The sequence below is a fragment of the Aquitalea pelogenes genome, assembly GCF_001515305.1.
Taxonomy (GTDB): Bacteria; Pseudomonadota; Gammaproteobacteria; order Burkholderiales; family Chromobacteriaceae; genus Aquitalea; species Aquitalea pelogenes.
The window spans coordinates 1-12,934 of the sequence record NZ_LNQV01000073.1; the positions used below are offsets into that span (position 1 = coordinate 1).

Below are 12,934 nucleotides of genomic sequence, written 5' to 3' on the forward strand. Positions count from 1 at the left end.
CTGGCCGCTGGTGAGGGTGCCGGTCTTGTCGATGACCAGTGCGTTGACATCGGCCAGCTCTTCCAGAAAGGCTGCGCCACGAATCAGCACGCCATGGCGCGCTGCCACCGCCACCCCGGCCACGGCAGTGGAGGGAGCGGCCAATACCAGCGCGCAGGGGCAGGCCGCCACCAGCACGGCCAGCATGGCCTGGCTGTCGTGGCTGACAAACCAGCACAGTGCGGCAATGGCCAGCACCAGGCCCATATAGGACGCCGCATGACTCTCCACCAGCCGGGTGACTGGCGGTTTGGCTTGTTCGGCCTGTTGCATCAGCGCGCTGATGCGTCCCAGTGCCGATTGTTCGCCCACCTGGCTGACTTCCAGTTGCAGCAGGCCTTGCAGATTGACCGCACCGGCATACACCTGGCTGCCGGGTACGACATCCTGTGGCAGGGCCTCGCCGGTGATGGCCGAGGTGTCCAGGCTGGATTGCCCGCTTACCACCATGCCGTCGGCCGGAATGCGCTCGCCCGGTCGTACTTCCACCCGGTCGCCGCTACGCAGCTGGCTGTTGTCGACTTCTTCCAGACTGCCGTCGGGCCGATAGCGGCGGCTGCGGCTGCTGGTAAGGCTGGCCAGCGCGCGGATGGCTTCTTGTGAACCCAGCAGGCTGCGTTCTTCCAGCACATGGCCCAGCACCATCAGGATGGGTAGCAGGGCGGCGCTGAGGGTGTCGCCACTGGCCCAGGCACCCAGCATGGCCAGTGCCACCAGCAGGTCGGTCATGCCGTGCAGGTCCGGGTGTTGCAGGCTGTGCCAGGCGGCACGCAGCAGCGGTACGGCCATCAGCAGCGCGGCGGCGCTGGTCAGCCATTGGGCGATGATCTGCCCGTCGGGAATCAGGAAATGCCAGATACCAGCCAGCAGCAACAGGCCGATGGCCAGCAAGGCCAGTTGCAACTGACGGGCGCTGCGCTGTTGTTCGGCGGCATCCAGCAAGCCGTGATGGGGATGGGGACAGCACTGGCTCACGGTCGGACTCCCGGCACAATCACCCGGCCACTGCTGTCCGGGTCCATGGTGGTGACCTGGCCTGCCTTGGCCAGTACCTGCTGGATCTTGTCCTGATACAGCTGGCGCAGCAGGGCAGGCCCGTCCGGCTGTTGCATGCGCGGTGCCAGCGCCAGGATTTCGCTGGTTTCATTGCGGGCCTGGGCCAGCCGTTCGTCGGCACGGGCGTGGGCGCTGTTCAGGATGGTGCTGACGGCGGCGCTGGCTTGCTGTTGTTGCCGGGCGGCTGCGGTCTGGGCTTGCGCCAGTTGCCGCTCGACGGTCTGGTCGGCGGTCAGTACCGCGTCAAAGGCAGCCTGGGCGGCATGCGGCAGGCTGGAGGTGAGGTCGATACGGGCGACTTGCAGGCCAAGCGGCACACCACGCTGGCGCAGTTGCTGCAGCCGCTGGTTGACCGCTTGCACCAGTTCGCCACGCAGCCGCTCGCGCAGTTCGGCCTGCTGGCTGGAGGGCTGGTTGCTGCGGGTCACCAGAATGCTGTCCAGATCGCGGCCTGCACTCAGCTGCAAGGCGGCGGCGCTCACCAGCCGGTCCAGCGCGGGCAGGGCCTGTTCACCTTGCCGGGCGTAGGCGGCGGCATCATCAATGCGGTAATACACGGTGGCATTCAGCTGCACCACGCCCAGATCGCCGGTCAGCAGATACCCGGAGCCGGCCAGTTCGTCACCCATCTGTTGCAATGATGTCCCGGCACCATCCAGCGCCAGCGCATGGGCATTGCGGCTGAGCCCTTCTACCTGCCGTTGTTGCAGTCTTTCGGTGGCGGGCAGCCAGATGATGCTGTCGATGGGGCTGGGCCAGGCCAGCAGCAGCCCGGCGCGCTGTACCCGGTCGATGGCGCCAAAGTGCAGCACCACCGCCTGGCTGTCGGCCGGCACCGGCCTGACATGCGCAGTCAACCAGCCAAGGCCGGCCAGCAGGGTGATGGCCAGCAGCAGGCGGTAACCCAGACGCAGCGACTGGGCCAGTGCGCTGGCAGGCAGAGAGGTGGCCGCCATCATTTGCCCTTTGCGCCCTTGCCTGCGGCCAGCCCCGGTGGGCCATCCACCAGCGCGCGGAACGGAGCGGCATCAGTACGCAATATCAGGTGGGTGCCGGAACCCACCACGCCGTTGAGGGTGTCCAGCGAGCGCAGGGTCTTGTACAGCTCCGGTGCTTTTTGCCAGGCATCGGCATAAATCCGCGCAGCCTGCACGCGCGAACCGGCTTCGATTTCAGCGGCAGCCACACTGGCATCGGCTTGCTGGATACGGGCATCGCGTGCGGCATTGGCACGGATGGCGGCGGCCTGTTCATTGCCGCTGGCAGTGCGTTCGGCGGCGATGGTGTCACGTTCGGCCCGCATCCGCGCCACGGTGGCATCCAGCGTGACAGCGGGCAGGGTCAGGCGCTCCAGCCCGACATCCACCACCTGTACGCCATAACTTTCCAGCAGCTGCGGTGTCAGTTGCTGCGCAGTTGTTGTTCCAGCTGACTGATGCGCAACTGGCTGCGGTCGGTATTCACCAGATTGCCCAGGGCAAAGCGGCTGCTACCGGTTTCCATGGCGGAGCCGGCAAAGGTGGCAATCTGGCGCGCCGCTTCGTCCGGCTGGTTTTGTACTGCGCGCAAAAAGCGGGTGATATGGCTGCTGTCGGCCGGAACCTGCCAGGCGACATAGCTTTGCATGATCACCCGCAGGCCGTCGCGCGTGCCTACATCTTGCAGGCCGCTGGAGGTGGTGCGCAGGCGCAGGTCCACCGGGACCACGGTTTCCAGTGGCGGCGGCAGACGCCAGGCCAGGCCCGGCTGCAGCAATACCCGTACCGGTGCACCAAAGCGGGTGATGACCAGAGCTTCGCCCGAATGCACTTGCAACATGCAGGCGGACAGCCCGGCCAGCAGCAATACGCCAAGCGCGGCGGCGGTTTTCCAGTGTCGCCAGCCGCTGCTCGGGCTGTCGCTCGCGTGAGGGTGGTGGTGAAACAGCGCCAAATCAGGCTCCTCAGGGATGCGTTCCCGCGATGGCGGGTGGCGGTTCGGTGGCAATCGGCGCGCCATGCAGGTCGATGGCGGGCAGGCCGGGGTTGTTGGCGGCCGGGCGCAGGTCAATGGTGGGCAGGGCGCTGGCCGGAATGCGATGGTCGATGATGATGGGCTGGGCCTGATGCAGGCCTTGCTTCAGTGCGTGCAGATAGCGCTCCAGCAGGAAGGACTGCCCGCCAACACCGGCGGCCTGACGGTCGGCCTGAAAGACAATGGCATCCACCTTGCTGCGTGCCACCCGCTCGGCGGAGCTGGCGCTGGCATCCTGTGCCGCCTGTACGGCAGCCTGAATGGCAGCGCTGTGGCTGCGCACGGCCTGGGCGCGTTCCGCGGCCACACGAGCCTGCGCCAGAATGGCCGCAGCCTGCACGCCGTGATAGGCATTGGCCGCAGCCGCAGGCGGGTGAATGGCCTGAATCACCACGGCCAGCAGTTCCAGCCCGCTACCCGAGCGGTTCAGCGCCTGCTGGATTTGCTGTTGCAGCTGGCGCGAGGTATCGGCCAGGGCATCGCCCAGCAGCTTGTCCAGCTGCTGCCCGGCAAAGTAATGCAGCATGGCGCGGTCCGCCACCGCATGCAGCAGGGCGGTGGGATCAGCCTGCTGGTAGAGTGCCAGGGCGTCGGCATCGCGCAGTCCCTGACGGTAGACCAGGCGCACATCCAGGCCCACCAGCTGAGTGCTCTGGCGTTCGCCTTGCTGGCTGGCAATCAGCTGGGTGGTTTCGGCAGCATGGTTGCCGTCCCACAAATGGTTGTTGCTGGCCGGGGCGCTCGTGCTGTCCGGGCTTTGCCAGCGCCCCTGGCTATCCTGTTGCAGGCCGCTGGCCAGCTGATGCACCACGCCATACTCCACCCGGCGCACCTTGCCAAACGGCCATGGCAAACCCAGATGCCAACCTGCCTGCCACACCGCTACCGGCTGGCCGAAGCGTTCGTACACGCCACGTTGATCACTATTGATGGTGCTGACGCTGCTCAGCAGCCAGCCCCCCGCGAGCAGGGCCAGTGCGAAAGGCCGCATGGCACGGCCCAGGTATTGCAAGGCCCAGCTCTGGCGCAGTTCCAGTCCCAGTCCCTGTTGCAGACGGCTACGCCAGTTGCGCACACCATCCTGCCCCAGCAGGCTGGCAAGCAGGCTGTTGAACGGCAGGGTGGGAGGCTGTTGGCGCTGGTAAGGCTGAAAGATTTGCCACAGCGCACGCAAGCCCAGCTCGATAGCCAGTACTGCCATCAACAGTGCACCGGCCTGTAACAGTCGCAGCAGCCAGTCCAGCCCCAGCAGCAGGCCGGTAGCGGCCAGCGCGGGCAGCAGCATGGACAGCAATACGGCACGCAAGATGGCTTGCAGCTGTGCTGCTTCCGGCCATTGTTCTTTATCCTGCAAGGCCAGGCTGCGCTCCAGCAGCAGTGTGGCAAAACTCAAAGCCAGTCCGCACAGCAGGGCGGCTAACAGGCTATCCGGGTTGGGGGTGCTTTCTGGCGTGGCTTGCAATACCAGCAGGCTGATCAGCAGGGTCAGCAGGCTGGTGCCGGCTTGTTGCAGTACCGCCCAGCCAGTGCGGCGGCCAATCACCCGTCGCAGGCGTGGCCACAGCAGCCAGCGACGCAGGCTGTATTTGCCCGTTGTGCGGTGGGTACGCGCTGTCGTGTCGGTGGGGCGGAGTTTGCCGGGTAAAAACTGCGGGAAAAGGGGCAGCGCAGTCATGGCCTGCCGCTTGCGGCGCCAGCCGGCCAGATTGCTACTGCCATACAGTGTGCCAGTCAGCAGCCACAGGCTGGCAGACAGCGACAGGCACAGCAGGCGCGCTGTCCAGCCAGACAGCAGCAGTCCGGCCAGCAGGCAGGCGGTGGCCAGCAGCAGGGCCGGCAGGGCGCAGCGCCGGTAGAGCAATTCCTGCCGGGCGGCGGCATCAGCTAGGGCAGAGGGGGATGTCTTCATGGTCCTGAGACGGCGTCGGGCAGCGCCAGCGCAGCTGGCCGGCAATGCTACACTACCTGCATCGCCGGATTGGCACGGGAGCAGGCAAAGCATGGATCATACACCTTACCTTGGCATGGCGTGTTGCGGCCTGATGGCAGCTGCACAGGCGGGCATGCCGGCGGCAGAGCCCCCAGCCAGTGTCCCTGCCATGCAGCAGCAGGCTCCCGCCAGCAGCAGCTATCAATGCCTGAACCCGGCGCAGCAACTGCATGCCATGCTGGCGCGCTACGCCCTCAAGTGTGGCGATGCGGCCTGCCCGCTGTGCAATCCACCTGCTGCGCCGTGAGGGCTCAGGCCAGCAGCAGCTTTTCCAGGGTGCGCTGGTAAATTTCGGCCAGCGGTTCCAGATGGGCCACTTCCACACATTCGTTCAGCTTGTGGATGGTGGCGTTGACCGGGCCAAACTCCACCAACTCGCGCGCAATGCGCTTGATGAAGCGGCCATCGGAAGTGCCGCCGGTGGTGGACAGCTCGGCGCTATGGCCGGTGACCTGATAGATGGCCTCGCCCAGTGCGTCGGTCAGAGCGCCCGGTGCGGTGATGAAGGGCATGCCGGACAGCGACCAGTGCAATTCGTAACCCAGGCCGTGCTTGTCCAGAATGGCATGCACCCGGTCTTTCAGCGATTCCACCGAGCTTTCCGGGCTGAAGCGGAAGTTGAAGCGGATTTCACACAGGCCGGGAATGATGTTGACCGCACCGGTACCGGCGTGGATGTTGGACACCTGCCAGCTGGTGGGCGGGAAGAAATCATTGCCACGGTCCCATTCGGTGACGGCCAGCTCGGCCAGTGCCGGTGCCATCAGGTGGACCGGGTTCTTGGCCAGGTGCGGGTAGGCAATATGACCCTGGATGCCGTGAATCACCAGGCGGCCGGACAGTGAACCGCGGCGGCCGTTCTTGATGGTGTCGCCCAGCTTCTGGTCGGAAGTCGGTTCGCCGACAATGCAGTAGTCAATCAGCTCGCCACGCGCTTCCAGCGTATCCACCACCTTGACCGAGCCATCCACTGCCACGCCTTCTTCGTCCGAGGTCAGCAGCAGGGCGATGCTGCCGGGGTGATCCGGATGGTCTGCTACAAAGGCTTCAATGGCGGTAATGAAGGCCGCCAGCGAGGCTTTCATGTCGGCCGCGCCACGGCCGTACAGCAGGCCGTTGCGCTGACGCGGTTCAAACGGCGGGCTGTCCCATTGCTCTACCGGGCCGCTGGGCACCACGTCGGTGTGGCCGGCAAAGCACAACAGCGGACCGCTGTTGCCACGCCGCGCCCACAGATTGTCCACTTCGCCAAAGCGCATCGGTTCGATGACAAAGCCCAGTGCATGCAGGCGTTCGGCCAGCAGTTGCTGGCAGCCGGCATCGTACGGGGTGACGGAATCGCGGCGGATCAGCTCGCAGGTGAGGTCCAGGGTTTTGCTCATGCGGCAAACTCCTCGGCCCATTGTGTTTCGTTGAAACCCACGCTGACCTTGCCCGGGCGTTCCAGCACCGGACGCTTGATGATGGAGGGCTGCGCCTGCAGCACGGGAATGGCACCTTCAGCCGTGGCGGCCTGGGCTTTCAGTTCGTCGGACAGGCCGCGCCAGGTGGTGCCCTGGCGGTTGATCAGCTTGTCCAGGCCCACAGCGGCGATCCAGGCTTGCAGCTGGGCTTCGGTCACGCCCTGCTTCTTGAAATCGTGAAAGGCAAAGTCGATGTGATGATCGGTCAGCCACTGGCGGGCTTTCTTGACCGTATTGCAATTGGGAATGCCGTAGAGGGTAATCATGTTGTGTGCTTGTTTATAAATCCAGGGTGAATCCGTCAAAGCTGGTGGAGGCTTTGTCTGGGTCTTGCTTGTCCTGCTGCGGGGCTACAGCCTTTTGGGCTTCTGCCTGCTTGCTTTGGGCGTGGTTGATCAGCCAGTACAGGTTGGTGGGCGAGTCGGCATTTTTCAAGGCATCGTCCAGCAGGATGCGGTCTTGCTGGTACAGGCGGAACAGCGACTGCTCGAAGGTTTGTGCGCCTTCGCTCATGCTGTTTTCGATGGCTTCCTTGATCTGGTCGATTTCACCATTGCGAATCAGCTCGGCGATATGCGGGGTATTGATCAGGATTTCCAGTGCCGGAATCTGCTTGCCATCCTTGGTGGGGACCAGGCGCTGCGAAATCACCGCGCGCAAGGAAACGGACAAGTCCATCAACAGCGCGTTGCGGCTATCGGTGGGGAACAGGCTGATCACCCGGTTGAGCATGTGATAACTGTTGTTGGCATGCAGCGTGGACAGGCACAAGTGGCCGGACTGGGCGTAGTTGATGGCATGCGTCATGGTTTCGGCATCGCGGATTTCGCCAATCATCAACACGTCTGGCGCTTCACGCATGGCGTTCTTCAGCGCGTTTTCGTAAGAGAAGGTATCCACGCCGATTTCGCGCTGGTTGACGATGGATTTCTGGTGGCGGTAGACAAACTCGATCGGGTCTTCCACCGTCAGGATATGGCCGGACTGCGTCTGGTTGCGGTGTTCCAGCAGGGATGCCACGGTGGAACTCTTGCCACTGCCGGTGGCCCCCACCACGATGATCAGCCCGCGCTTTTGCTGCACCAGCGTCTGCAGGGTATCGGGCAGGTTCAGCTCTGCCAGCGACGGAATGCGCGGCCGGATGAAGCGCACCACCATGGCTACCGTGCCGCGCTGCCTGAAAATGTTCACCCGGTAATTGCCCAATCCTTCCACCAGCCGGCCGAAGTTCATTTCCAGCTCGCGCTCGAAGGTGGCGATCTCGCCATCATTCATCAGGCTGTAAGCCAGCTGGCGAACAATATCAGCCGACAGCGGCTTGTCGTTGATGGGCAGGGTGACGCCATCAATCTTGATCTGCGGCGGCGCTTCTGCCGTGAAAAAAATGTCACTGGCTTGTTTGTCGGCCATCAGCTTGAAAAATGGCAGCATCAGCATGGTCGGGTTTTCCAATCCGGTATTCAGTATGGCGGCTGCACAAAGTGCATGGTCTTTTTATAGCGCTATTGTGCCTGCTCCGGGCCACAAGCGACAGCCAATAACAAAAAAGCCCGCATCAGCGGGCTTCTGTCGGGTGGCTCAGGCCTGTTTGCCGACTTCCTGGTCGCGCAGGGCGCGGCGCAGGATCTTGCCGACATTGGTCTTGGGCAGCTCCTGGCGGAACTCCACGCTGCGCGGCACCTTGTAGGCGGTCAGGTTCTCGCGGCAGTGCTGGATCACGGCTTTTTCCGTCAGGCTGTCATCCTTGCGCACCACGAACACCTTCACCGCCTCGCCGGACTTGTCATCCGGCACGCCGATGCAGGCCACTTCCAGCACGGCGGGGTGGCTGGCCACCACGTCTTCCACTTCATTGGGATAAACATTGAAGCCGGATACCAGAATCATGTCCTTCTTGCGATCCACCAGCTTGACGTAGCCTTCCGGGGTGACCACAGCCATGTCGCCGGTAGCCAGGAAACCGCGCGAGTCAATCACCTTTGCGGTTTCGTCCGGGCGGTTCCAGTAGCCCTTCATCACCTGCGGGCCCTTGATGCACAACTCGCCCTGTTCGCCTTGCGGCACGGCCTGGCCATCGGCACCGCGGATTTCAATGTCGGTGGACGGAATCGGCAGGCCGATGGTGCCGTTGTAGGCCTGGATATCCAGCGGGTTGATGCAGGCAGCCGGGCTGGTTTCGGTCAGGCCGTAGGCTTCGGCCAGGGTGACGCCGGTCAGTTGCTTCCATTTGTCGGCCACGGCCTTTTGCACCGCCATGCCGCCACCCAGCACCAGACGCCAGCTGGAAAAGTCCACCGACTGGAAGTCAGGGTGATTGAGCAGGGCATTGAACAGGGTGTTGACCCCGGTCATTGCCGTGACGCGGTATTTCTTGATTTCCTTGATGAAGCCCGGAATGTCGCGCGGGTTGGTGATCAGCACGTTCAGTGCGCCCAGCTCGGTAAAGATCATCAGGTTCGCGGTGAGCGAAAAGATGTGATAGAGCGGCAGGGCGGTAATGATGATTTCCTCGCCCTCGCGTGCCACTGGTTTCACCCAGGCACCGGCCTGCAGCATATTGGCAATGATGTTGCGGTGAACCAGCATCGCTCCTTTGGAGATGCCGGTGGTGCCGCCGGTGTATTGCAGGAAGGCAATGTCCTCGTGGCCGATGCTGACCGGGACAAAACGCTGCGCTGCGCCGGCTGCCAGTGCGTCGTTGAAGCGGGTATGGCCCGGCAGCTTCCAGGCCGGCACCATCTTCTTGATGTTGCGCACCACGAAATTCACCAGCAAACGCTTGGGGAAGCCCAGCATGTCACCGATGGAAGTCACGATGACATTCTTCACCTTGGTGCGCTTGATCACGTCTTCCAGCACACTGGCAAAGTTTTCCAGGATGACGATGGTTTCCGCACCCGAATCGTTCAGCTGGTGTTCCAGCTCGCGCGGGGTGTACAGCGGATTGACGTTCACCACCGTGCCGCCGGCGCGCAAGGTGCCGAATACCGCCACTGGATATTGCAGCAGATTGGGCATCATGACGGCAACGCGATCCCCCTTTTTCAGCTGCAAGGTGTTTTGCAGATACGATGCAAACTGCTCGGTCAGTGTTTGCAGCTGTCCATAGCTGAGGATCTTGTCCATATTGGCCATGGCAGGGCGGTCACGGAACTTGTGAACGCTGCGATCAAACACTTCGACAATCGACTGGAACTGATTGATGTCGATCTCGTGTGCTACCCCTGGCTGGTAATTCTTTAGCCAAACCTTTTCCATAAGTAGGGTTTCTCCATCGTGCTGATACGAGAGTGCCGCGCCGGCATCGCTGCTGTGGCGAGCATCTTCTATATAATTGTTTCTGAATTTTCGAATGGGTATTGCGCCCATTCCTATGTACCCGAACTTCGTCAGGTTGCAGCTAATTTACAGTATGTGAAAAATGCACGCAAAGCACAGGCCGATGCATGTCGGGGTGGCGGGTAGGGCCTTGACAGGCTTCGGTTTTCTTTTTTGCAGGAATGGGTTACAATCGCGATGTTTAGGGATGGGCGTTTCGCCCATTTTTTATTTGTGGAAAGAAGCAATGGATGTACGTTTGCTGCTGGAAAACACCCTGCCAGGTCTAGGCTACGAGCTGGTCGATTTTGAAATGACCCAGGGTGGTGGTTATCGCGTGTTTATGGACAAGCCAGGTGGCGTCACGGTGGAAGACTGTGTGCTGGTCAGCAATCACCTGACCCGTCTGTTCATGGTTGAAAACGTCAATTACGAACGGCTCGAGGTTTCCTCCCCGGGGCTGGATCGTCCTCTGAAGAAAGAGGCGGACTTCGTGCGCTTTGCCGGACAGCTTGCCAAGATCAAGACGCGCATGCCGGTCGAGCAGCAAAAGAAGTTTGCCGGTCGTCTTGTCGGGGTTGAAGATGGCGCGGTCAAGCTGGAAGTGGATGGCGGCCGCATCGTGGCAATTGCCCTGACCAATATCGACAAAGCCAGGCTCGAGCCTGAGTTTTGAGCGCGGATAGGTCCTGTTGCCGCGCATAAGGACAAAAATTCGGAGGAATGCATGAGTCGCGAGATTTTGTTGCTGGTTGATGCCCTGGCAAGCGAGAAGAATGTCAGCAAGGATGTGGTTTTTTCCGCCCTTGAAATGGCACTTGCTTCGGCAACCAAAAAGAAGTTTACCGATGACGAAATGGATGTGCGTGTCGAAATCGACCGTCACACCGGGCAATACCAGACTTTCCGTCGCTGGACGGTGGTGCAGAACGAGCTGATCGAAAACGAGAGCCGCGAAATCACCATTACCGACGCGCGTGATGATGATCCGCGCATCGAAGTGGGTGCAGTGATCGAACAACCGATGGAAGCCGTCGAGTTTGGCCGTATCGGTGCCCAGACTGCCAAGCAGGTCATCCTGCAACGCATCCGCGACGCCGAGCGTGAACAGCTGCTGAACGAATTCCTGCAGCGTCGCGAACACCTGATCACCGGCACCATCAAGCGCATCGAACGTGGCAATGCCATTATCGAATGCGGCAAGCTGGAAGCCGTACTGCCGCGCGATCAGATGATTCCGAAGGAAAACCTGCGCGTGGGCGACCGCGTGAAAGCCTTCCTGCTGCGCATCGACCGCATGGGTCGTGGCCCGCAGCTGGTGCTGTCGCGTACCTCCAGCCAGTTCCTGATCAAGCTGTTCGAGCTGGAAGTACCGGAAATCGAAGAAGGCCTGCTGGAAATCAAGGAAGCTGTCCGCGATGCCGGCCTGCGCGCCAAGATTGCCGTCAAGGCCAATGATGCCCGTATCGACCCGCAAGGCACCTGCATCGGCATGCGCGGTTCCCGCGTCCAGGCCGTGACCCAGGAGCTGGCAGGCGAACGCATCGACATCGTGCTGTGGGCACCGGAACCGGCACAGTTCGTGATCAACGCGCTGTCCCCGGCGGAAGTGAACCGCATCATGATCGACGAAGACAACCACAGCATGGACGTGGTGGTCGAGGAAGACCAGCTGGCACTGGCCATCGGCCGCAGCGGTCAGAATGTCAAGCTGGCAGCCGAACTGACCGGCTGGTACCTGAACATCATGACCGTGACCGAAGCCGAGGAAAAACACCAGGCCGAAGACGCGCAGTTGCGTGATCTGTTTGTCACACACCTGGGTGTAGACGAAGCCACCGCCACCGTACTGGTGCAAGAAGGTTTTGCCACCCTGGAAGAAGTAGCGTATGTGCCGATTTCCGAAATGCTGGAAATCGACGGTTTTGACGAGGAGTTGGTGAATGAGCTGCGCAGCCGTGCACGTGACGCCATCCTCACTCAGGCCATTGCGTCCGAAGAGAAAGTCGAAGGTGTATCCGAAGACCTGAAAGATATCGAGGGTCTGGATGCCGAGCTGGTTCGCAAGTTGGCCGAGAACGGCGTGTCCACGCGTGATGATCTGGCCGACCTGGCCGTTGACGATCTGGTGGACATGACCGGCATTGAAGCTGAAGCTGCACGTGCAATCATCATGAAAGCGCGCGAACACTGGTTCAACCAGTAAGGCTTCTTCGGGAAGTATTTACGGAATTTGGGAAGACGCATGGTATTGACGAATGTAAAACAGTTTGCCGGTGAGCTGAACCTCACGCCTGAACGATTGCTGGAACAGCTTCGTGCAGCGGGTGTGGCCAAGCGCGCGCCGGATGATACGCTCTCCGAGCAGGATAAATCCCAGCTTCTTGACTACCTGAAGCGTTCGCATGGCGCGCGTGATGAGTCGCGTATCACGCTGACTCGCAAGTCCACCAGTGAAATCAAGACTGCGGACGGTAGTACGGTAAAAGTTGAAACACGCAAGAAGCGTGTAGTGGTGCGTCCGGAAGAAAGCCCGGCTGCTGCCGCTGCTGTTGTTGCACCCGAGCCGGCTGTTGCTGCACCGGCCCCGGCTGCCAAGCCTGTTGAAGTGGTTGCTGCCCCTGCTCCGGCGGCAGAAGCCAAGCCGGTTGTTGAAGTGAAACCGGAAACCAAGCCGGAACCGCAAGTAAAGGTTGAACCCAAGGTGGAATCCAAGCCCGCCGCACCGGCTGCCCCGGTTGCGGAAGTCCCGGCCAAGGAAGCTGCACCTGCTGCCAAGCCGGCACCGGCTGCGGCACGTACCGTAGCCTCCATCCTGTCGCCGGAAGAAGTAGCCGCGCGTGAAGCTGAAGAAAAGCGCCAGGCTGCTTTCCGTGCCCGCCAGCAAGAGCTGATGCGCGAAAAGATCGAACGCGAAGAACGTCGTCAGGCTGCGCGTCTGGCTGCACAGCAACCGGCACCGGCTCCCAAGCCGGTAGAAGCACCGAAGCCGGAAGTGCGCAGCGAAGAGCGCCGTGACGAACGTGGTCCGCGTCCGGCTGGCGACAACCGTGGT

General features: G+C 61.9%; 13 protein-coding genes. 4 read left to right on the top strand and 9 right to left on the bottom strand.

Annotation, left to right across the window (positions count from 1 at the left end):
- From AWT75_RS19295 to AWT75_RS19310, 5 genes are all read right to left on the bottom strand, one after another.
- Window positions 1-1,014: heavy metal translocating P-type ATPase (locus tag AWT75_RS19295; protein WP_153013395.1), on the bottom strand; the 1,014-nt coding region annotated here is incomplete at its 3' end.
- A complete protein-coding gene (locus tag AWT75_RS19300; protein WP_062791274.1) occupies window positions 1,011-2,054 on the bottom strand; it encodes an SPFH domain-containing protein in 1,044 nt (347 codons plus the stop codon). The genes AWT75_RS19300 and AWT75_RS19295, both read right to left, overlap by 4 nt.
- Complete coding sequence (locus AWT75_RS22360) at window positions 2,051-2,464, bottom strand: SPFH domain-containing protein (RefSeq protein ID WP_239689670.1); 414 nt, start codon at window positions 2,462-2,464, stop codon at window positions 2,051-2,053. Before AWT75_RS22360 ends, AWT75_RS19300 begins: the two co-directional genes overlap by 4 nt.
- A gap of 32 nt (window positions 2,465-2,496) precedes the next feature.
- Window positions 2,497-3,027 (bottom strand): SPFH domain-containing protein, encoded by a 531-nt coding sequence (locus AWT75_RS22365; RefSeq protein WP_204377118.1) that lies wholly within the window; start codon window positions 3,025-3,027, stop codon window positions 2,497-2,499.
- A gap of 10 nt (window positions 3,028-3,037) precedes the next feature.
- Complete coding sequence (locus AWT75_RS19310) at window positions 3,038-5,017, bottom strand: SPFH domain-containing protein (RefSeq protein ID WP_062791276.1); 1,980 nt, start codon at window positions 5,015-5,017, stop codon at window positions 3,038-3,040.
- Window positions 5,018-5,108: 91 nt separating this feature from the next.
- On the opposite strand from AWT75_RS19310, the gene AWT75_RS19315 reads away from it, so the two are divergent.
- Window positions 5,109-5,345 carry a hypothetical protein gene (locus AWT75_RS19315; RefSeq protein ID WP_082696216.1) on the top strand — a complete coding sequence of 79 codons (237 nt, stop codon included), beginning with the start codon at window positions 5,109-5,111 and terminating at the stop codon, window positions 5,343-5,345.
- 4 nt (window positions 5,346-5,349) lie between these two features.
- Here AWT75_RS19315 and dapE read toward each other — a convergent pair whose 3' ends face one another.
- From dapE to AWT75_RS19335, 4 genes are all read right to left on the bottom strand, one after another.
- Window positions 5,350-6,480: a succinyl-diaminopimelate desuccinylase gene (dapE, locus tag AWT75_RS19320; protein WP_045846068.1), complete on the bottom strand. Its 1,131-nt coding sequence runs from the start codon at window positions 6,478-6,480 to the stop codon at window positions 5,350-5,352.
- On the bottom strand, window positions 6,477-6,827 hold the full coding sequence (locus AWT75_RS19325) for an arsenate reductase (RefSeq protein ID WP_045846067.1): 351 nt from the start codon (window positions 6,825-6,827) through the stop codon (window positions 6,477-6,479). The genes dapE and AWT75_RS19325 overlap by 4 nt, the downstream gene beginning before the upstream one ends.
- Window positions 6,828-6,840: 13 nt before the next feature.
- Window positions 6,841-7,998, bottom strand: coding sequence for a PilT/PilU family type 4a pilus ATPase (locus AWT75_RS19330; protein WP_062791280.1), 1,158 nt, complete (start codon window positions 7,996-7,998; stop codon window positions 6,841-6,843).
- A gap of 141 nt (window positions 7,999-8,139) precedes the next feature.
- Window positions 8,140-9,819, bottom strand: coding sequence for a long-chain-fatty-acid--CoA ligase (locus tag AWT75_RS19335; RefSeq protein ID WP_045846065.1), 1,680 nt, complete (start codon window positions 9,817-9,819; stop codon window positions 8,140-8,142).
- Window positions 9,820-10,126: 307 nt separating this feature from the next.
- On the opposite strand from AWT75_RS19335, the gene rimP reads away from it, so the two are divergent.
- The 3 genes from rimP to AWT75_RS19350 form a co-directional block, all read left to right on the top strand.
- Window positions 10,127-10,555 (top strand): ribosome maturation factor RimP, encoded by a 429-nt coding sequence (rimP, locus tag AWT75_RS19340; RefSeq protein WP_045846116.1) that lies wholly within the window; start codon window positions 10,127-10,129, stop codon window positions 10,553-10,555.
- A 51-nt stretch (window positions 10,556-10,606) separates the two neighbouring features.
- Window positions 10,607-12,085 (top strand): transcription termination factor NusA, encoded by a 1,479-nt coding sequence (nusA, locus tag AWT75_RS19345; protein WP_045846064.1) that lies wholly within the window; start codon window positions 10,607-10,609, stop codon window positions 12,083-12,085.
- Between the two features lie 39 nt (window positions 12,086-12,124).
- Window positions 12,125-12,934 (top strand): translation initiation factor IF-2 N-terminal domain-containing protein (locus AWT75_RS19350; RefSeq protein ID WP_193394108.1); only part of this gene is annotated, 810 nt, incomplete at its 3' end.

Coding starts and splice junctions, on each gene's coding strand:
- AWT75_RS19300 (WP_062791274.1), bottom strand. CDS start 2,054: ATGATGGCGGCCACCTCTCTGCCTGCCAGCGCACTGGCCCAGTCGCTG.
- AWT75_RS19310 (WP_062791276.1), bottom strand. CDS start 5,017: ATGAAGACATCCCCCTCTGCCCTAGCTGATGCCGCCGCCCGGCAGGAA.
- AWT75_RS19315 (WP_082696216.1), top strand. CDS start 5,109: ATGGATCATACACCTTACCTTGGCATGGCGTGTTGCGGCCTGATGGCA.
- dapE (WP_045846068.1), bottom strand. CDS start 6,480: ATGAGCAAAACCCTGGACCTCACCTGCGAGCTGATCCGCCGCGATTCC.
- AWT75_RS19325 (WP_045846067.1), bottom strand. CDS start 6,827: ATGATTACCCTCTACGGCATTCCCAATTGCAATACGGTCAAGAAAGCC.
- AWT75_RS19330 (WP_062791280.1), bottom strand. CDS start 7,998: ATGCTGATGCTGCCATTTTTCAAGCTGATGGCCGACAAACAAGCCAGT.
- AWT75_RS19335 (WP_045846065.1), bottom strand. CDS start 9,819: ATGGAAAAGGTTTGGCTAAAGAATTACCAGCCAGGGGTAGCACACGAG.
- rimP (WP_045846116.1), top strand. CDS start 10,127: ATGGATGTACGTTTGCTGCTGGAAAACACCCTGCCAGGTCTAGGCTAC.
- nusA (WP_045846064.1), top strand. CDS start 10,607: ATGAGTCGCGAGATTTTGTTGCTGGTTGATGCCCTGGCAAGCGAGAAG.